Source organism: Microcoleus harperi Pol14_C6 (assembly GCF_036701295.1).
GTDB lineage: Bacteria > Cyanobacteriota > Cyanobacteriia > Cyanobacteriales > Microcoleaceae > Microcoleus.
Genome location: NZ_JAUBQN010000005.1, coordinates 128,942 through 155,850, shown reverse-complemented (window position 1 = coordinate 155,850; position 26,909 = coordinate 128,942). Strand labels below are relative to the sequence as shown.

The 26,909-nt window shown below is 46.2% G+C and carries 20 protein-coding genes; 13 read left to right on the top strand and 7 right to left on the bottom strand.

From position 1 onward, the window contains the following. Positions 1-57: 57 nt before the first annotated feature. The gene (locus tag QUA27_RS06250; protein ID WP_333067021.1) at positions 58-3,051 is read right to left on the bottom strand and encodes a PAS domain-containing sensor histidine kinase; all 2,994 of its coding nucleotides are present in this window, start codon (positions 3,049-3,051) and stop codon (positions 58-60) included. 690 nt (positions 3,052-3,741) lie between these two features. Between QUA27_RS06250 and QUA27_RS06245 the strand changes: the two genes are divergently transcribed. The 3 genes from QUA27_RS06245 to QUA27_RS06235 are packed head-to-tail and all read left to right on the top strand — an operon-like array spanning position 3,742 to position 5,156. After that, positions 3,742-3,912 carry a hypothetical protein gene (locus tag QUA27_RS06245; RefSeq protein WP_333067020.1) on the top strand — a complete coding sequence of 57 codons (171 nt, stop codon included), beginning with the start codon at positions 3,742-3,744 and terminating at the stop codon, positions 3,910-3,912. A 9-nt stretch (positions 3,913-3,921) separates the two neighbouring features. Next, a complete protein-coding gene (gene trpD / locus QUA27_RS06240; RefSeq protein WP_333067019.1) occupies positions 3,922-5,037 on the top strand; it encodes an anthranilate phosphoribosyltransferase in 1,116 nt (371 codons plus the stop codon). Continuing rightward, positions 5,034-5,156, top strand: coding sequence for a hypothetical protein (locus tag QUA27_RS06235; RefSeq protein WP_333067018.1), 123 nt, complete (start codon positions 5,034-5,036; stop codon positions 5,154-5,156). The genes trpD and QUA27_RS06235 overlap by 4 nt, the downstream gene beginning before the upstream one ends. A gap of 124 nt (positions 5,157-5,280) precedes the next feature. On the opposite strand, the gene QUA27_RS06230 is transcribed toward QUA27_RS06235, so the two are convergent. After that, positions 5,281-5,745: a retropepsin-like aspartic protease family protein gene (locus QUA27_RS06230; RefSeq protein ID WP_333067017.1), complete on the bottom strand. Its 465-nt coding sequence runs from the start codon at positions 5,743-5,745 to the stop codon at positions 5,281-5,283. Positions 5,746-6,228: 483 nt separating this feature from the next. On the opposite strand from QUA27_RS06230, the gene carA reads away from it, so the two are divergent. The 5 genes from carA to QUA27_RS06205 all read left to right on the top strand — a co-directional run bounded on the left by carA (position 6,229) and on the right by QUA27_RS06205 (position 10,948). Next, positions 6,229-7,386 (top strand): glutamine-hydrolyzing carbamoyl-phosphate synthase small subunit, encoded by a 1,158-nt coding sequence (carA, locus tag QUA27_RS06225; protein ID WP_333067016.1) that lies wholly within the window; start codon positions 6,229-6,231, stop codon positions 7,384-7,386. Positions 7,387-7,538: 152 nt separating this feature from the next. Then, positions 7,539-7,895 carry an STAS domain-containing protein gene (locus QUA27_RS06220; RefSeq protein ID WP_015176627.1) on the top strand — a complete coding sequence of 119 codons (357 nt, stop codon included), beginning with the start codon at positions 7,539-7,541 and terminating at the stop codon, positions 7,893-7,895. Positions 7,896-8,278: 383 nt separating this feature from the next. Continuing rightward, positions 8,279-8,725, top strand: coding sequence for a Mini-ribonuclease 3 (locus QUA27_RS06215; RefSeq protein WP_333067015.1), 447 nt, complete (start codon positions 8,279-8,281; stop codon positions 8,723-8,725). Positions 8,726-8,981: 256 nt separating this feature from the next. Further along, positions 8,982-10,373 carry a 23S rRNA (guanosine(2251)-2'-O)-methyltransferase RlmB gene (gene rlmB, locus QUA27_RS06210; protein WP_333067014.1) on the top strand — a complete coding sequence of 464 codons (1,392 nt, stop codon included), beginning with the start codon at positions 8,982-8,984 and terminating at the stop codon, positions 10,371-10,373. Between the two features lie 296 nt (positions 10,374-10,669). Next, positions 10,670-10,948, top strand: coding sequence for a DUF1816 domain-containing protein (locus QUA27_RS06205; protein WP_333037226.1), 279 nt, complete (start codon positions 10,670-10,672; stop codon positions 10,946-10,948). Between the two features lie 132 nt (positions 10,949-11,080). On the opposite strand, the gene QUA27_RS06200 is transcribed toward QUA27_RS06205, so the two are convergent. The 3 genes from QUA27_RS06200 to QUA27_RS06190 all read right to left on the bottom strand — a co-directional run bounded on the left by QUA27_RS06200 (position 11,081) and on the right by QUA27_RS06190 (position 13,945). Next, entirely contained in the window at positions 11,081-11,917 is an 837-nt protein-coding gene (locus tag QUA27_RS06200; RefSeq protein WP_333067013.1) for an alpha/beta fold hydrolase, read from the bottom strand. 56 nt (positions 11,918-11,973) lie between these two features. Beyond that, the gene (locus tag QUA27_RS06195) at positions 11,974-13,275 is read right to left on the bottom strand and encodes a serine hydrolase (protein ID WP_333067012.1); all 1,302 of its coding nucleotides are present in this window, start codon (positions 13,273-13,275) and stop codon (positions 11,974-11,976) included. Positions 13,276-13,489: 214 nt separating this feature from the next. Then, entirely contained in the window at positions 13,490-13,945 is a 456-nt protein-coding gene (locus QUA27_RS06190) for a helix-turn-helix domain-containing protein (protein ID WP_039886916.1), read from the bottom strand. Between the two features lie 1,232 nt (positions 13,946-15,177). Between QUA27_RS06190 and gatA the strand changes: the two genes are divergently transcribed. Then, positions 15,178-16,638: an Asp-tRNA(Asn)/Glu-tRNA(Gln) amidotransferase subunit GatA gene (gene gatA, locus QUA27_RS06185; RefSeq protein WP_333067011.1), complete on the top strand. Its 1,461-nt coding sequence runs from the start codon at positions 15,178-15,180 to the stop codon at positions 16,636-16,638. Positions 16,639-16,756: 118 nt separating this feature from the next. Continuing rightward, positions 16,757-17,740: an alpha/beta hydrolase gene (locus QUA27_RS06180; protein ID WP_333157700.1), complete on the top strand. Its 984-nt coding sequence runs from the start codon at positions 16,757-16,759 to the stop codon at positions 17,738-17,740. Between the two features lie 104 nt (positions 17,741-17,844). Here QUA27_RS06180 and QUA27_RS06175 read toward each other — a convergent pair whose 3' ends face one another. After that, complete coding sequence (locus QUA27_RS06175) at positions 17,845-18,588, bottom strand: pentapeptide repeat-containing protein (RefSeq protein ID WP_333067009.1); 744 nt, start codon at positions 18,586-18,588, stop codon at positions 17,845-17,847. Positions 18,589-19,173: 585 nt separating this feature from the next. Between QUA27_RS06175 and QUA27_RS06170 the strand changes: the two genes are divergently transcribed. The 3 genes from QUA27_RS06170 to QUA27_RS06160 all read left to right on the top strand — a co-directional run bounded on the left by QUA27_RS06170 (position 19,174) and on the right by QUA27_RS06160 (position 22,870). Next, complete coding sequence (locus tag QUA27_RS06170) at positions 19,174-19,824, top strand: ATP-binding protein (RefSeq protein ID WP_333067008.1); 651 nt, start codon at positions 19,174-19,176, stop codon at positions 19,822-19,824. Positions 19,825-20,121: 297 nt separating this feature from the next. Beyond that, positions 20,122-20,460, top strand: coding sequence for a DUF3593 domain-containing protein (locus QUA27_RS06165; RefSeq protein WP_333067007.1), 339 nt, complete (start codon positions 20,122-20,124; stop codon positions 20,458-20,460). A 325-nt stretch (positions 20,461-20,785) separates the two neighbouring features. Next, positions 20,786-22,870 (top strand): protein kinase domain-containing protein, encoded by a 2,085-nt coding sequence (locus tag QUA27_RS06160; protein WP_333067006.1) that lies wholly within the window; start codon positions 20,786-20,788, stop codon positions 22,868-22,870. On the opposite strand, the gene QUA27_RS06155 is transcribed toward QUA27_RS06160, so the two are convergent. Further along, positions 22,847-26,686, bottom strand: coding sequence for a DNA polymerase III subunit alpha (locus QUA27_RS06155; RefSeq protein ID WP_333067005.1), 3,840 nt, complete (start codon positions 26,684-26,686; stop codon positions 22,847-22,849). The genes QUA27_RS06160 and QUA27_RS06155 overlap by 24 nt on opposite strands. Between the last annotated feature and the right edge of the window lie 223 nt (positions 26,687-26,909).

Sequence of the window (26,909 nt, the reverse complement as noted above, 5' to 3'; positions counted from 1 at the left end):
TTAGTCCTCACGACAAACCGCGACTCTTATCGGAAATGCGATCGCCCAGATCGCACTTTAGGATTGTTTAATCGGTTGTTCGATCGGCAATTCTATGATAAACTCTGCTCCGTGGCCGAGTGCAGACACGCAGCTAAGTTTACCACCGTGTTCTTGGACAACTTTGTAGGAAATTGACAAACCTAAACCGGTGCCTTTGCCGGCGGGCTTGGTGGTAAAAAAAGCCTCGAATAACTGCTGGGAAACTTCTTCTGGCATACCGGGACCGTTGTCAGAAATCCTAATTACAGCATTGGAGTTGTGGACTTCTGTCCTAATTTTAATCTTGCTGCGATTAGCTTTGACTTCAGCAACTGAACGCCCTTCGTTGTATTCCTCGATCGCGTCGATCGCATTGCCGATCAAATTCATAAATACCTGATTGATTTTGCCGGCATAACACTCAACCAAAGGCAAATTTCCATAGTCCTTAATTACCGCAATTTCGGGATAGTTGCCTCTGGCTTTCAGGCGGGTTTGCAGAATCAGCAACGTTCCTTCAATCCCTTCGTGCAGGTTAACTTTGCTCATTTGAGAATCATCCTTGCGGGAGAAATTTCTAAGCGATCGCACGATTTCCCGAATGCGATCGGCCCCAACCTGCATCGAAGACATCGCTTTCGGCAAATCTTCTAATAGAAACTCTAATTCGATATCCTTAATTTTATTTTGAATTGCTGCAGGTGGCTGCGGGCAGTGCTGCTGGTACATATCGAGCAAATTCAGCAAATCTTCTGTGTAGTGACCAACGTGGACGAGATTGCCACAGACGCTGCTAACAGGATTATTAATTTCGTGAGCGACACCGGCTACCATTTGACCCAGAGTAGACATTTTCTCAGTGTGAATCAATTGAGCTTGAGTTTGCTGCAATTCGTGCAAAGTATTTTCGAGTTGAAGTTTTTGTTGGGTTAACTCGGTTTGCGATCGCCGCAAAGCTTCTTCACTGCGTTTCTGCTCGGAAATATCAGTAATTAAGCCTTCCAAAGCTATCAATTCTCCAGAGTCGGAAAACACTCCCAAACCTTGCTCCCAAACCCATTTTAATTCACCATTTTTAGAAGTAATTCGGTAATTTAGCTGATAGGGTCGATTTTCTTGCAACGCAACTTGTACGGCATTCCACAAATTCTCGCGATCGTCCGGGTGAGTCAGTTCCGAGAGAGAAATTTGCCGAGTGCCGATAAATTCTTCAGGAGAATAGCCGGCTAACTGATAGCAACCTTCGCTGACAAACTCCATACTGCGATCGGCATCGTTGCGAAAACGGTAGGCCATCCCCGGCAAATTGCTCATCAGCGTCGCCAGGGCCCGCTGGCTTTCCCGTAGGGCTTCTTCGGCGTGTTTGCGATCGGTAATATCCGTCATCACCGCCAGCATACAGAGTTCGCCGTCCAAATTAATCAACTCTGCTGACAGCAAACACACCACCACCGATCCAGACTTCATCCGAAACTCGCACTCGTGATTGCGAACAACACCTTGTTCGTGCAAACTTCGCCTAAAATTAAGTCGGTCTTCAGCCCTTACCCAAATATTTAACCCCGGTACTGTATTCCAGAGCGTTTCTTCTAAATCGTAACCAGTCATCGACAGAAAACTATCATTAACTTCAATAAAACGACCCTCAGCAAAAGTAGTAATAATCATCGGATCTGGACTAGATCTAAAAGCTTTAGAAAACTTTTCTTCCGATAAAATCAACTTTTTAATAGCCTCTTCCAACTGACTTGTCCGCTCTTTAACTCGGCATTCTAATACCTCATTAGCCTGCTTCAGGGCTTCCTCAGCCTGCACCCGATAAGTGATATCGCGGACCACGCCTTGCAGCCCTATTTTGCCACCGATATCCATAGAAGTTAGCAGGACTTCCGCAGGAAACTCTGAACCATCCAAACGGCAGTGCCTCCAGTCAAAACGGCAATTTCCCGATCGCAGAGCCGTATTAATTCGCTCTTGAGAAAGACTCATAGAATCTTGTCCGTCCGGTTGCAACGGCGGGCTGAACTCCGAAGGATGCTTGCCGCAAAACTCCGATTCAGTGCTGCATCCAAATAACTTTAAAGTAGCCGGATTGCAATCCAAAAAACCCTCTTCGTCTAGCAGCATTACCGCATCAGTCGTCGATTCGTACAAAGTGCGAAACTTTTTTTCCGATGCCTGCAAAGAAGCAATCAACTGCATCTTTTCTTCAGCCGCCCGCTTTTGTTCAGTAATATCCTGCATTACTTGCGAAAAGCCTTGCAACTTTCCCCTTTCGTCGCGCAAAGGAGTAACAATAATATTCGCCCAAAATTGCGATCCGTCTTTGCGAAGCCGCCAGCCTTCATTTTCGTATCGACCTTCTGCTACCCCCCGGATTAATTTTTCTTGAGGCTTACCAATTTCAATATCTTCTTTAGTGAAAAAACACTCTGAATTATTGCCGACTATTTCATGAGATTTGTATCCCAAAATGCGTTCTGCACCAGAATTCCAGCTAGCTACATACCCATCAGGATCTAACATAAAGATAGCATAATCCTTAACGCCTTCAATTATTAAGCGCAGGCGTTCTTCGCTTTCTCGAAGTGCAGATTCTGCTTGCTTGCGCTGGGTGATATCTTCTACAAAACCTTCATAGTAGAGCAATTTCCCTGCTTCATCGCAGACAGCCCGCGCATTCTCAGCAATCCAAATTATTGTTCCGTCCCGCCGATAAATCTGCGACTCAAAATCGGATACGATCCCCTGTTCTTGTAAAGCAGAAACAAACTGATCGCGGCGATCGGGATTGACGTAAAGCTGATCGCTAATATCAGTCAGACAGGTCATCAATTCTGCAGCGGAATTGTATCCGTAGATGCGAGCCAAAGCTGGATTAGCGCTGATGTAGCGACCGGACTGGGTTGTTTGAAAAATACCCGACACAGCATTTTCAAACATACTATAATATTTTGCTTCCATTTGGTGCAGTGCCTCCGCGACATTCAGGCATTCTATCGCTTTATTTCCTAATTTTTGATTTCCCACTTGTCAATACCCTGCTCTTGTGTGTGAGTTGAATATTTTGGCCTACCGCCTGTTAAATTTGAGCCATTAGTTAGGCTAAAAGATGGTGTGTCGCAGCCGGAGACGAGTGTGTTTATTCATCTGTCCTACTGGGGTGTTAGTTGTTAGTAGTTGCTGCGGAAAGTTTAGCTGCTCCGGTATTTATTTGAGGGTTGAGTGGCTGTCACGCTCGCCTTGGCATATCGATCGGCTTGCGGTGCAGGTGTTCGAGCAAAACCCGCTCCTGGAAATCTCCCTGAATATATTAGCAGTTGAATACCCTGAAATAAGTTAGTAGCAAGGATGTTTTTACAATTAAAGGCAGCGACTTCTACAACCGCAAGAGCCTATTTTTAGGATTTGGGTGAGAGTACGATCGACTCTTCTCCGAGGCAACTAACCCGCATACAAGAGCTAAACGCTCGCTGTCCTTGCTGTCAATCGATTTTAGATCTTAGATTTTAGATTAAAGAATTGACTCCACAGATGAATCTGGGGTTCTCCTAATGTCTAAAATTTTTGCTCTCCACAACTCCTGTCGGAAACTTTTATCGGTCTTTGGCTGCTCTGAATTACTCTTAAGTATTATTGCTGATAGATAATACAGCAGACTGCTGGCAGTTGTACGATATGGAGTTTCTATGTAAAGTTGGCACAACAATAGGGTAATTGTTGTATCAAAAAATTCATATTCTGCTGCTGTGGGGTGAAAAATTCTGTAGCGGTGTTGGCATTTGGGCAAAAATCTGGGTCCGATCGCGCAAAATGTGGTCGGCAAGTCTGGTAAAATCCCGATCGATTCTCGGTTTGGCCGCAAAGCTCGATCGAGCTAAATTTGACTAGAACTAATAAATGACAGATTCTCCTCTCCTAGCAACGCCAGAGTTATCCCCAGCTTCAACCCAGGCGGCGGATTCTCCTGTGTGGCCAGTCCTCCTGCAACAACTATTAGACAGACAATCTCTCTCACGCGCCCAAGCAGCCGACTTGATGCAGGGATGGCTAGCAGAAGCTATTCCCCCCGTTCTCTCAGGAGCAATTTTAGCGGCTATCCAAGCCAAAGGCATCTCGGCCCAAGAATTGGCAGGAATGGCTCAGGTAATACATTCTCAGTCGCTTGCTGGCGAGTCGGAGAGCGTTTTTAATCCCAAATCCTCACTCTCCAATCTCAAATTAATTGATACTTGTGGCACCGGCGGCGACGGCGCTTCTACGTTTAACATTTCCACGGCTGTAGCTTTTGTGGCCGCCGCCGGCAAAGTTCGAGTCGCGAAACACGGAAATCGCTCCGCATCAAGCAAAGTGGGTTCTGCGGACGTGTTGGAAGCACTCGGAGTCAACCTCAACGCCGATGCCGCGAAGGTAAAAGCTGCGGTAGACGAAGTAGGCATCACCTTTTTATTTGCGCCTGGGTGGCATCCCGCACTTAAGGCTGTAGCGTCGCTCCGGCGCACTTTGAAGGTGCGGACTATTTTTAACCTATTAGGGCCCCTTGTCAATCCTATGCGCCCTACAGGGCAGGTAATCGGGGTGTTCGATCCTAGTCTGGTATCAACTATTGCCCAAGCTTTGGGCGAGTTGGGGACTGAGTTAGCTGTAGTCGTTCACGGCAGAGAAAAATTGGACGAGGCGGGGTTGGGTGATGTGACTGATTTGGCGGTTTTGTCAGATGGCAAAGTCGAACTGACTACTTTAGACCCCCAAAAGGTAGGATTGACACCAAGTGCGATCGGCTCGTTAAAAGGCGGAAATGTTGAGGAAAACGCCGAGATTTTGCGGAACGTTTTGCAAGGCAAAGGTACGCCCGCACAAATGGATGTTGTAGCTTTGAATGCGTCTTTGGCTTTTCAGGTGGGAGGTGCAATTCCTATGGGTTCCCACGCAGCAGGAGTTTCTATGGCTAAGGACATTTTATTGAGCGGCGAATCTTGGTTGAAGTTGCAGCAGTTGATTGAGTTTTTGAAATGAAGGAAGAGGGAAGAAGGAAGAGGGAAGAGGGAAGAAGGAAGAGGGAAGAAGGAAGAGGGAAGAGGGAAGAAGTAAAGAAAAATTTAGAATACCCCAATCTTCCCGCTCAAACCGTCTAAAACTCAGCCTTCTGCATTCATACTTTTTCAAGTTGGGAAACTTTTTTCTCTCTTCTCTTCTTGTTGGTTAGTAAAAAAAATCCTTCTTCCTTCTTCCTTCTTCCTTCTTCCTTCTTTCTTCTGTTTAAGAGCGCGATCGAAATTCAATGACATCTTGTTTAATAGTCACATCTTTATTACCAAAAAAGTCGTGACCCAACAGTCCGATATCTAGCGACGGCGAGACGGCCACAACTACATTGTTAACCGCCAAACCACCTGCTTCAATAGAAGTCAAGCGACCGAGGGGAAAAGTAGCCACTCCGTTGGGAGTTTGTGCTTGCACTGTTCCCTGGAGAACAACGCCCAAGGCTTTAGCCATTGCTGGTGTAATTACTGTGCCACTAGCTCCTGAATCTACCATCATCTCGAACTTTTGTTTGCCGTTAAACGTGACTTCTATGACGGGGATATTAGCCTCTCGGCGTTTGATTTTTGCCTGAAACACTCCCGACTTTGCCGCCGCCGAAGTGGTGGGAGTCAATTCTTTGGGGAGAAAACCGCAGACTGATTGGCTGAGGTTGACGGTTCGGCCTGACGAGCTCCGCATGAAGCATCCCTCACTTTCTTGAGCCACTGCTCGCGAGGAGTTGGCAACAGTCCCTATTAAAATTGAACTGCTCAGAGAAATAACTGTTGTTACAACCAGTAACGGTTTGCACAGTTTTTGAGAGTTCAGTAGATGCTTGTATAAGTTTGAGAGTAAAGGCAAGGGAGATTTACTAGCCATAGTTTCGTTAAACGCTGTAGCTCGATCGTAACAGCGACAACTGCCTTTTGGTATAGATTTGGTATAGATAGAGAATTTCCGCCCGCCACCTAAGCTGCTGGCAGATAAATTGCTGGCGCTGGGGGAGATGGAAAATTTGCACTTGTTGCAGCTTTTTGATTACCTGTTGCTTCTGCCTCCGGCATAAGTGCCTTCCTTTCCCGAACCCTTGCACAAATTCAAATAATATCTGTATATTGCCGACTAGCATCAAATCCCTGGCAGTGGTAAGAATGAAACCAAACGAAAGTAATTAAGGATGCCATGTCACTTTCAACTGCACAACCCGCTCTCCTAGTCTTGGCTGACGGTACTGCTTACCGCGGCTGGTCGTTTGGCGCTGACGCCACCGTCGTTGGCGAGGTAGTATTTAATACGGGAATGACGGGCTACCAAGAAGTATTGACCGATCCCAGCTATTGCGGTCAAATTGTAACTTTTACTTATCCAGAATTGGGCAATACCGGGGTAAATCTCGAAGACGAAGAATCCTCGCGCCCACAAATTCGAGGTGCGATCGCCCGCAACGTATGCAGCCGCCCCAGCAACTGGCGCTGCTCGCAATCTCTGCAAGACTACCTGAAACAGTACGATATCCCCGGCATTTACGGGATAGACACCCGCGCCCTCACTCGCAAAATTCGCACGGTGGGAGCGATCAACGGTGGCATTTCGACCACGATTCTCGACCAGGCGGAACTTTTGGAGCAAGTGCAAGATGCCCCCAGCATGGACGGGCTAAATCTAGTCCAGGAAGTGACCACTCGCGAGGTTTATGAGTGGTCTGAAGCCACGGACTCGGTTTGGGAGTTCAGTCCTACAGTCAAACCTGCTAACGGCAAAATGTGGACGGTGGTAGCGCTAGACTTTGGGATCAAGCGCAACATCCTGCGGCGTCTGGCGAGTTACGGATGTCGGGTCATCGTTGTCCCCGCTGACACGTCGCCGGAGGAAATCCTCAAATACAACCCGGACGGGATTTTTCTGTCCAACGGCCCCGGAGATCCGGCGGCGGTAACGGAAGGGATCGCGACTGCAAAAGCTTTGTTAAAGTCCGACAAACCCGTATTCGGCATCTGCATGGGACACCAAATTTTGGGACTTTCCTTGGGCGCAGAAACTTTTAAACTTAAGTTCGGCCATCGGGGATTGAATCATCCAGCGGGTTTAACTGAGCAAGTAGAAATTACTAGCCAAAATCACGGTTTTGCCATCAACCCCGATTCCCTAGCCCCCGAAGTAGAAATTACTCATCTCAATTTGAACGATCGCACCGTAGCCGGATTGAAGCATAAAACTCTGCCACTGTTCTCAGTGCAGTACCACCCAGAAGCCAGTCCGGGCCCGCACGACGCCGATTATTTATTCGATCGATTCGTGCAGTCAATGCGAGACAATCAGAAAGTAGCCAGCAGTAAATAGTCCGCAGTCAGCAGTCAACCGCTAATGACTGCTGCCTCAAAAAAACTAAAAACCGCTGACAAAAAAAACTGTAGACAAAAGACCAAAAAACTCCTATAATGAAGCCTCGACTTTAAGCCATATCTAGCTAGGAGGGTGTCATTCCTGAGTCATTGACCCTGACCGTTAGCCTCAGAGGCACTCGCGAAGTCAGGAATAACTGTCAGTTATTTCGCCTGACGGGCCTGCTGGACGCTTTTTCTGAGGCAACTTTTCGGAAGGTAATAAGCAAATGTATTGACGAGGGCCCAAAACACGTAATTTTGGACTTGTCTCAGATAGACTTTGTGGATAGTTCAGGCTTGGGCGCACTTGTGCAACTTGTCAAAAAAGCCCAAACCTTGGAAGGGACATTGCAAATTGTCTCAAATCCCCGCGTAACTCAGACTGTTAAACTGGTTCGCTTAGAGAAATTTTTGTCTTTGCAGCCTTCGGTTGATGAGGCGGTAAAAAACGTCAAGGATGCTTGACGCCAAAGTGAATTAAATTAGCTATCCGGTTCTCAACGCTGGATAGCAAATTTTTATTTTTGTGCTGGTAAAACAATACCGATTTTCCCAGAAGCTGCGACACGCGCCAGCCGCTATTTCCTCGATGCTTAGAGTTTCGGTGGATGGGCAGTAAAATATGTGTGGCAAACACGCGGAAAAATGGTATAAAAATTAGAGCATCCCGATTTGGTAAAAAGCCTTTTTTAGGAGTGCGATAGTCGCGCCAAGCTTTGCCTATCTATCTCGCTTCGTGATCTGACAGCGAACACTCCTGGGAAAGCTATAATTGCTGAAGTAGCGAAAGACGCAATAAGTAAGTGACTAGAAAAACCAAGCTGTGCGGAAGTTTTATTTAAAAAAGTATGTCGCCGATCGCAGATGACAGACTCAAACTGAGTCTGACGGATATCAGTTTAAATCGAGTGCATCCTGCGAGGGCTACACCAGCAGAAATAGAAAGAATTTCGCCCGCAGCCTGGGCATATTTGGGAGATGCAGTGTACGAACTCTACGTTCGGAGTTCGTACTTAGTCCCACCCAAAAGATTGCAAGCTTATCACGAATTAGTGGTGGGGCAAGTAAGAGCCGAAACTCAAGCGCGTCATTTGCGATCGCTCTCTCCTTACTTGAACAGTACAGAATTAGCAATTGTCAAGCGCGGCCGCAATGCTGCAGCGGGCCGTTCTAAACGAGCAGATCCAGAGATATACCAACAAGCCAGCAGCTTAGAAACCTTGGTCGGATATTTGTATCTCACCGATCCCGAAAGATTGACGGAACTTCTGGCACTTTTAGATCTTGAGACTTAAAGGATGTAGCAGTTAAGAGTTGGGCATGGGGAGGAATTAATTAACCATCCTGGCACGGCTAACATAAAACCGCAAAAATCTCGATCTGCAAAAGAGGATTTATCAGTTATTAACTAGCAATTTGAACACAGCAAAATCCTTGCTCCCTCGCTAGACTATCTAAAATCTCAAAGCCCCAAGATTGCTCCCTCAATCAATAATCTCACATCTACAACCGATTAGCCTTGAGCCAAAACGTTTTGACCACAAGAAACCAATGAGAAAATTTACCAAACCCAACTTTTCGCGATCGAATTCCGACAGCAAGCCATTCAAAAGCGAAGGTCGCCGTCAGGACTCACAACCATCCTCTCCCCGCTTTGAACGCAAGCCCCGTCCCGACACTCGCGGAGTAGACGCGCCTCAAAAGCGATCGACCTTTGCCCCGCAATCGCGAGAAATGCCCGTGAGAGCAATTTTCAAACGGAGAGCAGATTCCGACAGCCAACCATCCCTTCGCAGAAATAATACTTTCCAAGACAGAGACAGCAGCCCGCAGGAATCTAGGGGAAATTATTACCAAGACAGAGACAGAGACAGCAGCCCGCAGCCGGCACGCAACAATTTCCGAGACAGAGACAGAGACAGCAGCCCGCAGCCGGCACGCAACAATTTCCGAGACAGAGACAGAGACAGCAGCCCGCAGCCGGCACGCAACAATTTCCGAGACAGAGACAGAGACAGCAGACCGCAGGAATCCAGGGGCAATTATTACAAAGACAGAGACAGAGACAAAGACAATAGCCCGCAGGAATTCCGGGGCAACCATTTCAGAGACAGAGACAAAGACAGAGACACTCGCCCTGTTGACAGTGCCTCAAATACAGTCGTGCAACCAGACGCAGACACAGACGACATGATTTACGGCCGCCATGCGGTGCAAGCAGCTTTAGAAACAAACCAAGTCCTCAACCGGATCTGGGTTGTTCCCCACCTGCGCTACGATCCCCGCTTTCATAGCTTGCTAACTGAAGCCAAGGCCAACGGCAGCATCATTGACGAAGTTGACGATTTGCGTCTCGACTACATCACGCGCAAAGCAAACCACCAAGGCGTAGCCGCTCAAGTATCAGCCTACGAATACCTGGATTTGAGCGAACTGATCGCAAAGGCTAAGTCGGCTTGCGAGGATCCAGTAATTGTGGTAGCAGAAGGACTCAACGACCCGCACAATCTAGGGGCGATCATTCGCACCGCAGAAGCATTGGGATCTCAGGGCATGGTGATTCCACAGCGGCGGGCTGTTGGGATTACCTCGGCAGTGAGAAAAGTAGCAGCAGGGGCATTGGAAAGCCTGCCCGTGGCGAGGGTTGTCAATCTTAATCGGGCGCTGGAAGAACTCAAAGAGGCTGGATTCTGGATTTATGGCACTGCTGCAGGCGTCGGTCAATCTATAGAGACAGTCAAGTTCTCCGGGCCCACTGTTTTAGTGGTGGGTGGTGAAGCGGACGGTTTGAGCCTTTTGATACAGCGCGGATGTGACGGATTAGTTTCAATTCCTTTAAGGGGCCATACTCCTAGCCTGAATGTCTCGGTAGCAACGGGGATGGCTTTATACGAAATTTACCGCCAGCGCGGGCCCAAAAAGTTTCACGTACACGGATCGTAAAGGTGGTTGAAAAAAAGAGCACAACAGAGTAGCTTATTGTGAATGCCGCCCAGAATGGAGTGGCATCACACATTGAACAAGTAAGGATAGCCGATCGACTGTCGTTACTTGTTTAGGCGAAAGTAGAAGGGGCCTTGCCCCTAGGTTCAAACAGGAATTCGACACCCATCTATTTAAATATCACCTTTAAATAGTTTTGGATCGGTTCTTGGCAGCAGTTAGCCACGTGTAAATAACAAAAGCCTAGGCGTGTTCGCAGCACCCTGAAAACACCGTCAAATACATTAGAAAAGCAGATGAAAGAATTCTTGATTAGCTTGCTCAACTTTTTCGGATTGGCTTGGTGGGTTGAAGTTAAAACTTCAGCGCCGCGGTGCATTTACTATTTTGGCCCGTTCTTAACCGATGGAGAGGCGGAAGCTGCAAAAGCAGGATATGTAGAAGACATAGAAAATGAAGGGGCAGAAGGTGTTAGTGTTTCGATTCACCGCTGCAAGCCAATTACTTTAACTGTTGCAGAAGATTTGGGAAAGCTTGGTGATGGAGGGCTCTGGCCGGTTTTGAGCGGTCAGTAGAAGCAGGGGGAATTTTGAGTTTTGAGATGGCTACGCTTCCCTCGCAACGCTGTGCGGTTTTGAGTAGTGAGGTGTTGTAACTTCAAAAATCTTGAGTGTTGGGTAATAAATTGCTTGTGACCAACTCAAAACTCAACACTGGCAATTGCCAACTGCTTCGGGGTGAGTCTCAATCCAGCGATCGATGTCTGCGAGTACCCGATCGGGAATTTCCCAAGGGAACAAATGGGCTGTATTGGGATAGCACTGCCACTGACAATTGTGGAGGTGGCGGGCTGTTTCTAAACTGGATGCCGAGGTGATGTGCCGATCGCCCTCTCCGGCCAACACCAAGCACGGACAATGAATGTCGCCCAGGTGCATCAGTCGATCGTATCCAGCCCTCAGAGCGGTATTTAACGCCTTGGTGGCCGTGTTGGAAGTCTTGAGGTAGGCGGGGGTACCTGCCTGTGCTAAGTAGCGGTAAGGGGTGGCGTTATGCTGCTGTATCAAGTAGCGAAAGAGCGATCGCCTAGCAAAAGTATCAATATTCCACTGCCAACCGGGTAGGGCCCAATTGATAATTCCGGCTAAACCGGTGTAAAGGTTATCTTGCCAAGAGATGGGAGGGTGACTTCCTCGCGGTTTGGCTGCGGATGCAAGTAGAATCAAACCAGTGACTCGTTGGGGATATTTCATTGCTAATTCCAGGGCTAAAATCCCTCCCAAAGACCATCCAATCACCAAACATCGATCGAGTCCTAATCTGTCTAATAGTGCTTCTAAATCGAGCAGGTGGTCGGTCATTTCAAAGAAAGTTGAGGTGCGGCTGTTGCCGTATCCGCGCAAGTCTGGGGCGATCGTTTGGAAGCGTTTTGATAGGTGTTCTGTGAATACCGACATACAATCGCCAGAACCTGGATGGCCGTGTAAGCAGAGAATGGGAAACCCTTTGCTTTTGACGGAAACACTGAGTTTTTTATGCGACATTTTTTAACTATTTGGGCGGTGCATTGTCCCCCGCTATAAATTGTATATTCCAGCCGTTAAAAGCTGGGGTTTCGGACAATGTAATCGGCAATTTTAGAAATAGACTGGCGCATTTGTAGGTCGCCGCTGCGGCTGTCAATCACAGTAATCACATAGGCCTCGTCGTCAATGCTCATCGCTAAAGTTGTGCCGAGCACGAGCGAATTTTGACCAGTTTTTTCGCCCAACCAGTGAGCTTTAGTTCCTTGCAAGGCGGCAAATCCCAGAGCGTGATCGTACTGGCGGTTGAGGGTTTCTATTAACAGTTTAGCACCGGGTGTTTCGCCGTTGTAAATTTTCACCATCATTTCGGTGAGTTCGTTAGCAGTCAGGCGGTTGCGACCAGAACCGGGGTTGGAGGGCATAATTCTTTCCCCCATTAATTTGAAGTTGACGCGGGTGACTTCGTAGCCACTATTATCTAAATATTGATTGATATAATCCGAACCCAAATAATCGATTAGTTGATTGGTGGCGATATTGCTGCTGCGATAGATCATTTCTTCTAACAGTAGCTGTAGCGGGTAATTGCGATTGGAGGTAATCTTTGCCGATGCGTCTTCGGTGAAATTACCCCGATTGACGAATACTTCCTGGTTCAAACTAATTTTTTCTTTTTCGACTTTTTGCATCAGGGCGACAGCAATCGGCAATTTAATTAAGCTGGCCGGACTGACTGGAGGCACATCGCCCCGGAGGTTTACGCACTCTCTAGAAAGGTTGCAAACACCGATCGAAGCTTGAGCCGACAAACCGCTTTCCCGGGCAAGCGCACCCAAAAAATCAGATTTTGCTTGCTGCACTTGAAAGGTTGCTGCTGTTAAATTTTCCCGGTATTCTTGAGTTTTTGAGGCAGTGAGGGAAGCTAAAAATGAATTTTGAGGAACTTCCTGCAAGTTGTTGAGTGCCTGGTTCCAGAAAAATTGAGTTTGCTGCGAAGATTCGATCGACTTATTTTGCTGCCGTTGAGTTTCTACGGCTCGGTTGGCTAAACGGACTGCTTGCTGTAAGTCGTCCTTAGCCCTCTGTTCTACTAATATTTGAGCTTCCACCGCTTGCAACTGCTGTAGCAGTTGTTCTTGAGGATTGGCTGCGAAGGGAACTAAGCCGGAGAGGAGGGTTGGTTCTGGTGAGGGAGAGGAGGGTTGTTCTAATTCGGTGATCAGCCGATCGCGAACTTTGTAGAGTTCGTCTAGGGAACGCGGGTTAGATGATTGAGAGAATGAAGTTGCGATGGTTAACATCTGAACCAGTCCGATACCGGCTACTACTGCCGCCATCTTGTTGGCGATCGACAAAAAACACCTGATATCTCCCATATTTAACATCCTCAACACCACCACATTCAATATAAGCAGCTATTGTTACATCAGTCAAACAGTTTTAGATTTTAGATAAGAGAACAAATCTAAAATCTAAAATCTAAAATCTAAAATCTAAAATGGTTTTGAGCGCCCCAATGTGGCAAAATAACCAAAATAAAGGGCTCGATCGCACCAAAGCAATCAACCCCCTTTAAATATGGCGAACTATCTACTTTTTGCGCCGCCGTCGCCAGTCAGCACCCAACCGCTTGAGGTAATCCCAGCCGCGTTGGGGCCAGACATGATCGCTACCGATTTTTTCGGCAATCCAGCGAGCGACTTTGGGGCCTGTCCAGTCTCCGCCGTCGGGGGCAGGGCCTTGCAGCGCTTGTCGCAGTTCTTCTTGCTGTTCAGGATTCAGCAAGGATTTCGCAGGAGGGGGCTGGCGGTCTCCGCTGCGGTTCCTGACAGAGTTAGGCCCTTCTCGGTTGTAGCGCTGGACAATTTCTTTGGCATAGTCGTAGTTGAGACCTACGACTTGGGCTGCTTGTTTGATAGTCCAATTTCTGGAAACTAAGAGCAGCAAGTGCCAGCGGCGCGACTCTGTGGTGTTTTGTGCCTGCCGGTAGCGAATTTTGAGTTCCTCTGCCGTCAGGTGGGATTCTAAGTGAGCTTTAGGTGGCATTCCTCCAACGGGGCATCGGGAACTTCTTACCATATATCTTTGGTTTTGGGGATAATTCCGGATGAAATTATTTTCCTGGGGATCGTTCGGACAAATAAGTAGCTTTTTTTACCCCAGATGCACGCAGCTAGACACTGTTGAGGAAGGACTGCTGTTTTTTTGCAGGTGCGCGCAACAAAAGACCTCGGCGTGGCGGTGAGCGTTTCGAGCTTTTTTGTCAACCCCAGATTTCTGACAGGCTTTTTGACCGAAAGCATCCAGGATACAAGCCCCGGGTTCATCCGTGGAGAAATAAAAAATCTGTATCCGATGAAACTTGCCCCCCGAATTTATCTGTGGGGTGAATGCTTCAATCTAAAATCTAAAATCTAAAATCGATTGACCTCTGGCACAAGGGGCGTGTATCGGAAAAGGTCGATTACTATTTTCTTCGATCGCGCAGCCGCCATTAATTTACTCGGATGATTGATAACTTTCAGTAATTTTTGACTAAAAAAGCTCTCTTGATAATCTCATCCTAATTATCAGGAAATATCAACCACTGTCTAATATTTTTTTACTCCTAATTTTCTATCGTTTTTTTATTTTTTATAAAAATTTGTGAGGCGAATAAGCTAGTCAAAAATCAGATTTTAATGTTTTTATTTTAATTAAAAAATAAATTGTCCAACAAAAATAGTAATTTTTTATCAAAAAAAATCTTAATATTAGCTGAGTCTATTTAGCGGAATAAAGCAGTCACAATCTGGAATGAGTTGATTTTTTAAAGATTTTTTTATACCATAAATTTGGGGTGGCGTCTAAGAGAAACGGGGTTATAATATTTTAGAATTTAGATGACTGAATAGGGAATAACTGATTTCTTAATGATGGCGATCTTGCATACACTTCTTGGAGGCAGAACCTCATTATGTAGTGGCAGCATTGCACACCTTACCCCTTACTCATATCAATCTCGCGTCAAACCACTTTTTGCATCAGTCGTGATACAGTTGCATTCTTGATTTGTTAAAAGATTAGGTGAAAAACTCGATCGCTATTTTGTGTTCGGTGGGATTTGGGCAATTTAATCTATTGTAGACAAAATGACCGATCGCGCGTTAGCGGAAGCATCTTCGAGGCTCGAACTTTCGCCACAAAAATAGCCGACTTTGCCTTCGGGCTGTAAGCAGGTACAATTGCCAGTTATATTAACTGTATTGTCTCAAAGTAGAAATGATAAAGGTACGAGCATGGCATCCATCCGCGAGTTGCACCGACAACTGGTCAATAAAGAACGCTCTGCTGTGGAAATTACTCAAGAAGCATTAGACCGAATTACCCAGGTAGAGCCGAAGTTGAAAAGCTTTCTGTGCGTGACGGCAGACAGCGCATTGGCGCAGGCCCATAAAGTGGATGCCCAAATCGCAGCCGGAGAGCAAATTGGCCTGTTGGCCGGCATCCCGATCGCCGTTAAAGATAATATGTGTACCGAGGGCGTTCCCACAACCTGCGCCTCTCGAATTTTGGAGAATTTTGTTCCTCCCTACGATGCCACTGTCGTCTCCAAACTCCAAGCAGCCGGTGCGGTGATTGTGGGTAAGGCGAATATGGACGAGTTTGCAATGGGGAGCTCGACAGAAACTTCAGCCTATCAAGTTACCGCGAATCCTTGGGACTTGGAGCGCGTGCCCGGAGGGTCTTCTGGCGGTTCTGCCGCAGCGGTAGCCGCCGAAGAATGTGTCGTGAGTTTGGGTTCGGATACAGGCGGCTCAATCCGCCAACCTGCTGCTTTTTGCGGTTTGGTGGGGCTGAAACCGACTTATGGGTTGGTTTCTCGCTACGGTTTGGTCGCCTATGCTTCTTCTCTCGATCAAATCGGGCCCTTTGGCCGGACTGTTGAGGATGCGGCGATTTTGTTGGGGGGGATCGCGGGTTACGATCCGAGAGATTCCACGAGTCTGAATGTTCCAATTCCTGACTATGCCCAAGCTTTGAGACCCAGTTTGCGACCGAAGGGTCAGATTAGAATTGGTGTAATTAAAGAAACTTTTGGTGTAGGGCTGGACTCGGGGGTTAAAGAAGCCGTTACTAAGGCGATCGAACAATTTCAACAATTGGGAGCAGAAATTCAAGTAATTTCTTGTCCCCGGTTCCGCTACGGTTTGCCCACTTACTATATCATTGCTCCCTCGGAAGCTTCGGCGAATTTGGCGCGATATGATGGAGTCAAGTACGGTTTCCGGTCTCCAGACCCCGATAATCTTTTGGATATGTATGCCAAAACTCGATCTCAAGGGTTCGGTGCAGAAGTTAAACGCCGGATTGCGATTGGCACTTACGTACTCTCGGCTGGATATTACGATGCCTATTATCTAAAAGCTCAAAAAGTTCGGACTTTGATTAAAGAAGACTTTGAAAAAGCTTTTTCTCAAGTTGATGTTTTAGTCTGTCCCACTGCTCCTACTACCGCATTTAAAGCAGGCGAAAAATTCAATGACCCCCTGAGTATGTATTTGTCAGATTTGATGACTATTCCCGTGAATCTTGCTGGTTTGCCAGCTTTGAGTTTGCCCTGCGGATTTGATGATAAAGGACTGCCCGTGGGTATACAACTGATTGGTAATGTTTTGCAAGAATCTCGGTTGTTTCAAGTGGCTCACGCTTACGAACAGTCTACGAATTGGCACTTACACCACCCGGAATTGGATTAATTTTTGAAAATCGGCGGAATGCTGCGGCGGAAGTTAGTAATCGATCTTGGCTAATTGTCTGAATTAATCATTTGCCATTAGCTTTTGAGCGATCTCTAATTTCCTGCGTGCTCTATCTATGAACAACTTGCTAGTATTCCTTTTGTCTAAATCGCTAATAGCTTTTGGGATAGTTTTGGCCGTTGCTTATTCTGCTGCTTGTGTATTCCTATTTGTAGCACAAGGTAAGTTTATCTTTTTTCCCGCGCGGGCGATCGAAACTACGCCAGATGATTTTCAGTTGAAATATCAAGATGTCTGGTTGCCAATTCCAACTAAAACAGGCGCGGTGGACAGCGTGCACGGGTGGTGGATTCCTGCCTCGGGAAATCCCCCCAGCCCCCCCTTATCAAGGGGTGGAGCAAGAAAGGGGGAGTCATTTCTGGCTACCCCCCAAAGTGACAAACGGGCCATCGCTACGGTTCCCGCCCTTAACAAGGGATTAGGGGGGGTAGTTTTGTACCTGCACGGCAATGCTTCAAATGTAGGAGCAAATGTCGAACACGCTTATCGATTTCATCGATTAGGTTTGTCGGTATTTGTGATGGATTATCGTGGTTATGGAAAAAGCCAGGGCGATTTTCCGAGTGAATCTCAGGTTTATGAGGATGCTCAACTTGCTTGGGATTATTTGGTGAAACAGCGGGGGATTAACCCGAATCAAATTTATCTCTACGGTCATTCTTTGGGAGGCGCGATCGCGATCGATCTAGCCGTGCGTCACCCGGAGGCGGCGGGGTTAGTCGTAGAAGGCTCTTTTACTTCGACGCGGGCGATGGTTAATTTCCAAAAAGGGCTGTTTTGGATGTTTCCCATAGATTTGTTGCTGACACAGCGGTTTGATTCTCTTTCAAAAGTCGATCGCCTGCAAATGCCCGTGCTTTTTATTCACGGGACTGCTGACAATGTAGTTCCAGTCGAAATGAGCAAAAAAATGTTTGAGGCAGCACCTGAGCCCAAACAGTTGTACATAGTTCCTGATGGAGGTCACACTAATGTGGCACAGATCGGGGGCGCAGAATATCTGCAAATACTGAGCCAATTTTTAGGTTCTTCAAAGTAGATAAAAGCTATTGGCGGTAACAGGTTAAGTTTAACATCTGTACCGCCTGCTCGCACTTCTAACAGTACATATCTGAAGCGGAGCAATTAGGGTGAGGATACCGTTTAGTAAAACCTTAATACATTCAGCCACCAGTCATTCAAAGCATAGCAGTAATTGCAGTAATTGTTCGTGCTTATCGCTTGTTCTTTCTTACCTTCGCAGCCTCGCCGAGATATTTTTCTGTTCGGCATCCGGGCGCCGCAAAGATTGGCATCTGTGAGATTAGCTTTGTTCAATCTCGCATCCCTCAAGTCGGCAGATCTAAGGTCGGCACCGCTGAGATTTGCACCGCTTAAATCGGCTTCTTGGAGGTCGGCACCGCTGAGATTTGCACCGCTTAAATCGGCATTTCTCAGGTCTGTTCTACTGAGTTTGGCGGCGCTCAAATTACTGCATTTTAAGTTAGCCAACTGGAGCGATGCGTCTCGCAGAAAACTCTCGCTGAGGTTAGCATTTTCTAAGTTAGCTCCCCTGATGTCGGCCCTACTCATGTCGGCTTTGCTGAGGTCGGCGTCGGCCAAAAAGGCGTTTCTCATGTTGGCGTTGTTTAAATTAGCTTCCATTAAATCCGCCGCAGTTAAGTCGGCATCAACTAAGTCGGCCCTGTTGAGAGTGGCGCGGCTCAAGGAAGCGCCAAACAAATCTGCACGGCTCAAGGAAGCGCCAAATAAGTCGCATCCGGGACATCCTCTGGTTTCTAGCAGCCGCTTGACTAGAGACAGATTTTGAGCAGGTAAGGGAAGTGCGGCGCAAAATGGGAGTAGCATTATCGCTGCAGTCAGAATTTTCAGTTTAATTTTGGTCATAGTCGGGGTAAGTCCTGTAACTGCCTTTCATCACCGATTTGTCTGCTGGACTTACGTGCGGGGGACCAAAAACCCGGTTTCCTCGTTAATTCCTCCCTGTCAAACCCAATATTCTTAAAAGAAACCGGGTTGTTTGCGTAAGTCCTAGTCTAGTGGATTGACGCGGCTCGACGGTGTAAGGTTCGATCGCGCTCGCGGATATTACTGAGGCCTTGGGGATGAAAGCGCGCACCTCAAGGCTTCTTTGCAGCGAGCGGCCAACGGCCGGATGCCCTGAATACCTGGGATTGGGGAGCTTGCGACGGCTGGAACAAGTGGCTGACTCCGACAGCGGATCAGTATTTGTAATCGATGTAGTTGGATTTAGCTGCCGAGGGCGATCGTTCTCCGTACAGGCGATAGGTAAATAAGCCAATTGGCTTAGACTCTTAAGACATATTGCTGATGCGCTGCCTTCTCTAAAAAAGATAGCATTTTTGTATTATCCCCGAAATAATACCGAGCCAGCAAGTATAAAAAAAGTAACAAATGTCTCGGCGGGTGGGAAAATAGGGTACAGCTAATACTTTCAGACGAGGAAAATAGATGTCGAACAGCATAGATCAACTTGCAGAAGGCGGCAGGGGGATCAAACTCATGTGGCAGATTGCAGACGAGCTCAGTTACACCCGGACTCTCGACAATCGAAATTGTTTGTCGTTGAGCAAAACTTACGAAGTAGAAGGTCGCAATCGTTCACAAAATATAAAAAAAGCTAGCGTTTTAGATGGGTTAATGAATTTATTAAACACCTGGGATTGGCAGACTGAAACAGAGCAGGAAGAAGAGTTGCATGAAATTTGTATTCAACATATTAGCCTGCAAGTCAACACTGATGTGAATGCTTTAACTCAAGTTTTGTTGTGGTTTGAGCAGTTGAAAGATTTATCGCTCCCCAATGAGGTTTGGTGGAAGTTTCAATTGGGGTTGGCTGAAGGTTTCACTAATGCAGTTCGCCACGCTCACAAAAATCTACCCGTAGAAACTCCTGTTCAACTGGAAATTAGGGTGTTTAACGGACGGTTGGAACTCAAAGTTTGGGATTGCGGGCCGTGTTTTGATTTTGATGCTAAGCTGAAGGAAATTCTGGCAGCAGATAGAAATAACGGCTTGAATTTAGAGGTTTTGAACGATGCTTGCTTGATGCCTAGCAGACAGAAAACTTTGGAACAGTCTCTATTTCTAATTGCTGGGTAACTTTGGAGTGAGGGACAATTAACAGACTGGCACGGTGAAAAATGTGTTATGGTAAAAACGGTGTTAGGGGAAAAGTTACGGGTTTTGTCTCCGCGTGGGTGAGGGTTTTTGAATAACGCCAACCTGCTGCGGCTTGGGTTAACAGCTATGGTCTTGGGTGATTCTATAGCGGTTCGATAGAAACGGGTGCATCTGTCTAATTAAATATTTAAAACTAAATATCAAAAGTTAAAAATTATTCACACTAATTTTTGATCTTTTAATTTATCATAGTATCTGGTCGCTCGCCAATTACTAATGATTTCCAAAGAAACTTTATTTGTTCTGTCTCTATTTCCCTACTTGGGATTTCTCTGGTTTTTGACTCGCTCGGGAAAAACACCCCGTTTAGCTCTGATGGGATTTTACGGCACTCTCGTTTTTGTGGCTGTGACGATTCCCGCCGCAATTTACGCAAAAGTTGCCTACAACGAATCCTTAGCAAATGTCGATTGGCTGCACGGTTCTGCGGAATTATTCTTAACACTTGCCAATATTTTATTAGTTTTAGGCTTTAGAGAAGCGGTGATTAAAGCCAAAGCATCGTCACAGAAGGGCGGCGAGGAGCAAAAGTGTCTTTTAGATGGGGGAGAATAGCCGGGATCGTCTCAGTGTTGTATTTACTCTCCGCATAAATGCTCCAGAATAGCCGTAGTTAACAGTTAACTGTTGACATACCAGTTTGTGAGCCGCCAACCTGCAAAATTTTAGGAAAGCATTAGAATATATGGAAACTCACATCAAGCACTTCTAGTGTCCTCACCTTGGTTTCTTGCCACGGGCTCAACCTGAGAGCCGAGATTTTGGGTTAAGACAGCGAGTTTCTCAGGTATTATCGAGAATGGTGCTCTGGGCGTGAGTGGAAACAGACTACCATGTTGCTAAGTTTAGCTGTGGTGGGAATCTCCAGGCAGGAAAAAAGATGAGCTATTGCCTCAATCCCCATTGCCAAAAGCCGCAGAATGCTGACTCAACCAATTTTTGTCTGGCGTGCGGCTCTAAATTGCTACTGAAGGAGCGTTACCGCGCCATTCAGCCTATCGGTGAAGGAACATTTGGCAGAACGTTTTTAGCTGTCGATGAAGATAGGTTGAAAACTCCCTGCGCCATCAAACAATTTTTCCCCCAAGTTCAAGAAAAAGCTGAATTAGAAAAGGCAACTGCACTGTTCAAACAAGAAGCTCATCGGTTGCACGAACTCGGAGAACACCCGCAGATTCCAAGTTTGCTGGCTTCTTTTGAACAAGCAAAACGTCTGTATCTTGTGGAAGAGTTAATCGAGGGAAATAATTTGTTTCAGGAGTTGCAGCAGCAGGGAGCTTTTAGCGAGGAACAGATTTGGGAATTGTTGATCAATTTGTTGCCTGTTTTGCAATTTGTTCATGAGCAGCAGGTGATTCATCGGGATATTAAGCCGGAAAATATTGTGCGGAGAACTCCCCAAACCTTGTGGGCGGCGGGATATCCCAGCTCGACTCCTGGTAAACGAAAAGGAGGGGCAAATTTACCTCAATCTTCTGCTGGTATGAAAGGGCTAATTGTCGCTGAATCTCCTGCCGTACAAGGGAAGGCCAGGGGGGGTCAGTTTGTGCTAGTAGATTTTGGAGTTGCTAAGCACATTACCGGCCTTTCTGAGGCGCAAACTGGGACGATAACTGGAACTGCTGGCTATGCGCCGATCGAACAAATTCGCAGCGGCAAGGCCTATCCGGCGAGTGACCTTTACAGTTTGGGCGTTACCTGCATTCACCTGCTAACTGGGGCGGTATTGAAGGATTTGTTCGATGCTTTGGAATGCAAATGGATTTGGCGATCGCACTTGGCGCAAAAAGGCATAAAAGTCAGCCAAAAATTAGCAACTATTTTGAATAAATTGCTCAAAGATTCGGTACGAGAGCGATATCAATCCGCTGCTGAAGTGTTGCAAGACTTGGTAAATTTTGGGCAATATCCCCGCTCTCAAATCAGTTATAATTCGCCCGCCAAAATCGCTATTAATTCGCCAGTAACTAACTCGCAGCCAAAGACAGCAACCGCCGTCTCGGCCGCGCCGCCCCAGAAGATTCATGTTGTGCCATCCGCTGCTCCGAGATTATTGTCCTCTAATAACTGGCGGTGCGAGCGCATTCTCCAGGGCCATTCGGCCCCGGTTAATGCTGTGGTTATTAATCCTCAAGGCAATATTCTCGCTAGCGCCAGCGACGATAAAACAATTAAGCTGTGGAACCTGCAAACAGGTGAATTCATCCATACTTTTTTCGGCCATTCCGCAACGGTTGATGCTGTGGCAATCAGCTCAGACGGGAGAATGCTGGTTAGCGGCAGTTTTGACAGAAAAGTCATTGAGTGGAAGCTGGATAAAAAGGCGATGATTCGCGAATTTTATAGCGATTTTGGTTCGCCGTACAGTCACCGCTACGGCTCCGTGTACTCGGTGGCTTTTAGTTGCGACTCGGGAGCGATTGCGAGTGCTAGCGGCGACCAGAGTATTAAATTGTGGAACCAGCGCAATGGAGAATTGGTTCAAAAACTTTCGGGACATTCTGATAAGGTTTTATCTGTTAGTTTTCGCCCTCAAAGTATGATGCTTGCCAGCGGCAGTGCTGACACAACTATCAAGATGTGGCTTGTAGGTATTGGGGAGAGTGTACGGACTTTTGTCGGTCATTCAGATTGGGTTTATGCGATCGCATTTAGTCAAGACGGAAAAACGATTGTCAGTGGAAGTGCCGACGCTACTGTTAAATTGTGGAATGCCGATACAGGGGAATTGATTAATACTTTGAGGGGGCATTCTGATGCGGTAATTTCGGTGGCGATTAGTCCAGATCGCGAAACTATGGCTAGCGGCAGTCGAGACGGTACGGTTAAACTCTGGAACCTGGAAACAGGAGAATGTTTGTGCAGTCTGGCTGGATGCAATCCGGTGGCTTTTAGTCCTGACGGTCAAACTTTAGTCACCGGTAGCGATGGCGGCGAAGTGTTAATTTGGCGCGCGTCTGTTTAGTTGGGCTAGATAAGTGACATACTTGTGAAGGCGATCGGTGTCAGTGTCAAGTAAACGACTGGCCCAAGAATGTACATTAAGTTGCGATCGCATTTCTCGAAACACCACAGCATCCCCGCGATTGTCTAGAGGAAAAACCCAAGCATCAAATCCAGCCGACTTAAGACGGCTAACAGTTCCCTCGCCATCTTGCACCCACAATTGAGGGTTAATGCGAACGGGTTGACAGGAATATTCACCGACAACAATTCCGCCCACAGAAACGCTAGCACCTTCTCCACGATTGGATAGTTCTTGCAAAATAGCTTTGAGGGAATTGAGTTTTTTCCCGTCTTGTACTTGCTGCGGTGTCAGCTTGACAATCACCATTTCTAAAACTTCGACAGGTTTTGTCGATCGTACAATGTTGACTGTTTCCCCCGGCCAAGAGTTGCTTATTTCCGATTCCGCCCTCTCGATTTCCTCTGTAACCTGTACTGTTTCCACCGGCTTTGCAGTGTCTACAATTATCTGAATTTCCTCCCCATCTTTCTCAATTTTTCCACTAATCTGTAAGATAGCATTCTCTACAATGTAAGGCTTCACTTGTTCGTAAGCCTTGGGGAAAACAACAGCTTTTATTTGATGTGTCAAATCTTCTAATTGCAAAATTGCCATCGCATCGCCTTTTTTTGTCACTACCATTTTGATAGCGCTGAGCATGACAATAACTGATACTTTCCCCTTTTTATCTGCTAACTGTTCGAGAGTCACAACATCGGGGTCTGGGTTTACTTGCATGAGAAATTTTAGGGGATGTTCTGATACATAAAAGCCCAGCAATTCTTTCTCTAAACGCAATTTCTCCTGTTTGTCATAATCTTGTACCAATTTAGATTTAGGTGCAGACTCATAGGTATTTACCGACTTACCAAAGCTATTCGTACCTAACAAATCAAAGAGATTACCTTGCCCGCTTTCTCTATCTCTTTTGCGCTCTTGCGCCCATTTCATCACTCCTTCGAGGTCGTTTACTAATTGCTTGCGGTTGTTTTCAATTTTATCAAAAGCACCGCATTGAATTAATGCTTCTAAAGCGCGGCGGTTGACAGAATGGAGATTTACGCGATCGCACAAATCAGCCAGCGATTTAAACTTACCCCCTTCGTGCCTCGCTGCCAAAATATTTTCAATCGCCGCTTCTCCCACATTTTTAACAGCAGAAATTCCAAACAAGATTTTATCTTTTGCCGAGCCAGTCATCTGTTTGGGAAGCGGTGTAAAAGTAAGTTCCGAGCTATTAACATCGGGCGGCTCCACCTCAATACCCAGCTTGAGACAATTGGCAATATATTTCTGTACTTTATCCTGATCGCCCCTGTTAGCCGTCAGCAGTGCAGCCATGTATTCTAGAGGATAATTCGCCTTTAAATAGGCAGTCTGATACGTGATATACGCATAAGCCATTGAATGGGATTTATTAAAACAGTATTCAGCGAATTGCAGCATCTGCGCGAATAGTTTATCAGCAATTCTTTGACTGACTCCATTCTTAGTTGCGCCGTCGATAAACGTTTCTTTTTGCTTCTGCATTTCATCAGCTTTCTTCTTTCCCATTGCACGGCGCAGCAAGTCAGCTTGCCCCAAAGAATAGCCGGCCAAATCTTGAGCCATGCGCATAATTTGCTCTTGAAAGCAAAGCGTTCCGTAAGTCTCTTTTAAAATCGGTTCTAATAGCGGATGATCGTACTCAACTGTTTTACCGTGCTTGCAGTCAATAAACTGAGGAATCAAACCTGCATCCAGCGGCCCAGGTCGGTAAAGTGCCAAAATAGAAGAAATATCATCCAGACAGGAAGGTTTGAGTTTTTTCACTACATCCAGCATTCCAGAGGATTCTAACTGAAAAATACCTTCTAAATCTCCTCTTTCTAAAAGTCTATAAGTTTTATCTACATCATTTGGTAACTTTTTGATTCTGGCAAAAGTCTCTTGAGCTCTGCGCTCTATATCAGAAGGTAGCATTTCTGGATCTACAATTAGATTTTGGGTGTGCTTAATATAATCAACGGTTTTCTGGAGCGTTGTTAAATTTTTCAATCCCAAAAAGTCCATTTTCAGCAGCCCCAAAAATTCCAAATCTTCCATGAAATATTGGGTAATTACAGCACCTTCATTATTTTTTTGCAGCGGTACAATTTCATCCAACGGCTCTGAAGAGATTACCACACCGGCCGCGTGAACGCCATAGGTTTTGTTGGTTCCTTCAATGCGAATTGCCATGTCAATCCACTGACGAACTGGGACTTTTGTCCCTGTTTCTTCATTGATGCAAATTGTATTTTCATAGTTGTCTTTAAATTCCTGTGCAGGTGTGTCATCGGAAATCATCACTTTAAGTTTTTCCGGTTTTCCCCTGGACACGGGAATTAATTTTGCCATTTCGTCGGCTTTTTTGTAGGGAATACCTAACACTCTGGCAACATCTTTCAAGACAGCTTTTGATGTCATTCTGTTGAAAGTAATAATTTGCGCTACGCGCTCGCTACCATATTTTTCCGTAACGTATTTAATCATGTCGTCCCGCCTTTCTATGCAGAAATCGCTATCAATATCTGGCATGGATTTGCGTTCGGGATTGAGAAATCGCTCGAATAGTAGTCCGTGGTGTACGGGGTCTATATTGGTGATTTTGAGGACGTAGGCAACTAGAGAACCTGCGGCAGAACCGCGTCCTGGCCCTACTGGAATATCATTGTCTCTAGCATATTTTATGTAGTCCCAAACTACTAAAAAGTATTCCGAAAAGCCCATTTGCTGAAGCATTTTCAGTTCGTATTCTAGCCTTTGTTTGTAGACGGGGGGGATTTCATTTCTGGTGCGGGCTTTGAGGCGTTCTAAGAGTCCCAGCCAGGATATTTCTTCTACATAAGTATCTGCTGTATGTTCTGGGGGAATTGGAATTGTGGGAATTCGAGCTTCTCCTGTGAGCTCGTATCTCGATACTTTATTTGCGACCTCTAGGGTATTTTCGATCGCCTCTTTGATTGTTTCATCATCCAAATGGTCTCGAAACAGTTGCGCCATCTCGTCTGCAGACTTCAAATACTCAGTGCCGCTGTAGCGCATCCGCTTGTCTTCTTCAATCAGTTTATTGGTGTTAATGCACAGTAAAGCATCGTGTGCTTCTACATCGTTGCAGGAAATATAGTGAGAATCATTGGTGGCAATTATTTTAATCTTGAGTTCGCGGGCAATTTTGACTATTTCAACATTAACAATCCGGTCTTCCGGGGAACCGTGGTCTTGAATTTCTATATAGTAATCTTCCCCAAATACTTCTTTATACCATGTGGCCACTTCGCGGGCAGTATCCAGCTTGTTTTGCAGAATCATTTGGGGAACTTCGCCGCCCAAACAAGCACTGGTGACAATTAAACCTTCGGAGTATTGTTTGAGCAGTTCCTTGTTGATGCAAGGTCTGGCAAAAATACCTCTTTCAGGCATTCCCTTTAAGTGGGAAATTGTGGTTAGTTTGACGAGGTTTTTATAACCTTGGGTATTTTTAGCTAAAACAACTTGATGGTATTTTCTTCTACCTCGAACTTTTACTTCAATGTCGCCGTTGACGACATACATTTCGTTGCCAATAATAGGCTTAATATTTTTATTTCGGCAAACTTTGATTAGTTCGATCGCGCCGTACATCACCCCGTGGTCTGTAAGGGCGATCGCCGGCATCCCCAATTCCACCGCCCGTTCTGCGAGCTGCTGTAGCTGAGACGCCCCATCTAGTAAGCTATAATCGCTGTGAATGTGCAAACCAACGAAGGACATAGGGATTTTAGATTTTAGATTTTAGATTTTAGATTCTACACGATCGGCGTGTCAAAGGGTAAAATAAAAAACAAAATTTTATATCACTTTTGAGCTGGTTTGGGTTGGGGGTCTGATGTTGTAGCAGCGCATCAGTTCGCCTCCGCCATATTTGTTAACAACTATCAATTGTTGAGTTACGATTTCAAGCTTAGGGATTAAAATATTGAGTGCTATAGTTAAG

What these genes read in the sequence shown, in the direction of transcription:
- QUA27_RS06180 (WP_333157700.1), top strand. Translation starts at nt 16,757, where the DNA reads ATGAACAACTTGCTAGTATTCCTTTTGTCTAAATCGCTAATAGCTTTT.
- QUA27_RS06195 (WP_333067012.1), bottom strand. Translation starts at nt 13,275, where the DNA reads ATGGGAGATATCAGGTGTTTTTTGTCGATCGCCAACAAGATGGCGGCA.
- QUA27_RS06215 (WP_333067015.1), top strand. Translation starts at nt 8,279, where the DNA reads ATGTCGCCGATCGCAGATGACAGACTCAAACTGAGTCTGACGGATATC.
- trpD (WP_333067019.1), top strand. Translation starts at nt 3,922, where the DNA reads ATGACAGATTCTCCTCTCCTAGCAACGCCAGAGTTATCCCCAGCTTCA.
- QUA27_RS06190 (WP_039886916.1), bottom strand. Translation starts at nt 13,945, where the DNA reads ATGCCACCTAAAGCTCACTTAGAATCCCACCTGACGGCAGAGGAACTC.
- QUA27_RS06205 (WP_333037226.1), top strand. Translation starts at nt 10,670, where the DNA reads ATGAAAGAATTCTTGATTAGCTTGCTCAACTTTTTCGGATTGGCTTGG.
- carA (WP_333067016.1), top strand. Translation starts at nt 6,229, where the DNA reads ATGTCACTTTCAACTGCACAACCCGCTCTCCTAGTCTTGGCTGACGGT.
- rlmB (WP_333067014.1), top strand. Translation starts at nt 8,982, where the DNA reads ATGAGAAAATTTACCAAACCCAACTTTTCGCGATCGAATTCCGACAGC.
- QUA27_RS06175 (WP_333067009.1), bottom strand. Translation starts at nt 18,588, where the DNA reads ATGACCAAAATTAAACTGAAAATTCTGACTGCAGCGATAATGCTACTC.
- QUA27_RS06165 (WP_333067007.1), top strand. Translation starts at nt 20,122, where the DNA reads ATGATTTCCAAAGAAACTTTATTTGTTCTGTCTCTATTTCCCTACTTG.
- QUA27_RS06160 (WP_333067006.1), top strand. Translation starts at nt 20,786, where the DNA reads ATGAGCTATTGCCTCAATCCCCATTGCCAAAAGCCGCAGAATGCTGAC.
- QUA27_RS06235 (WP_333067018.1), top strand. Translation starts at nt 5,034, where the DNA reads ATGAAGGAAGAGGGAAGAAGGAAGAGGGAAGAGGGAAGAAGGAAGAGG.
- QUA27_RS06155 (WP_333067005.1), bottom strand. Translation starts at nt 26,686, where the DNA reads ATGTCCTTCGTTGGTTTGCACATTCACAGCGATTATAGCTTACTAGAT.
- QUA27_RS06230 (WP_333067017.1), bottom strand. Translation starts at nt 5,745, where the DNA reads ATGCGGAGCTCGTCAGGCCGAACCGTCAACCTCAGCCAATCAGTCTGC.
- QUA27_RS06170 (WP_333067008.1), top strand. Translation starts at nt 19,174, where the DNA reads ATGTCGAACAGCATAGATCAACTTGCAGAAGGCGGCAGGGGGATCAAA.
- QUA27_RS06200 (WP_333067013.1), bottom strand. Translation starts at nt 11,917, where the DNA reads ATGTCGCATAAAAAACTCAGTGTTTCCGTCAAAAGCAAAGGGTTTCCC.
- gatA (WP_333067011.1), top strand. Translation starts at nt 15,178, where the DNA reads ATGGCATCCATCCGCGAGTTGCACCGACAACTGGTCAATAAAGAACGC.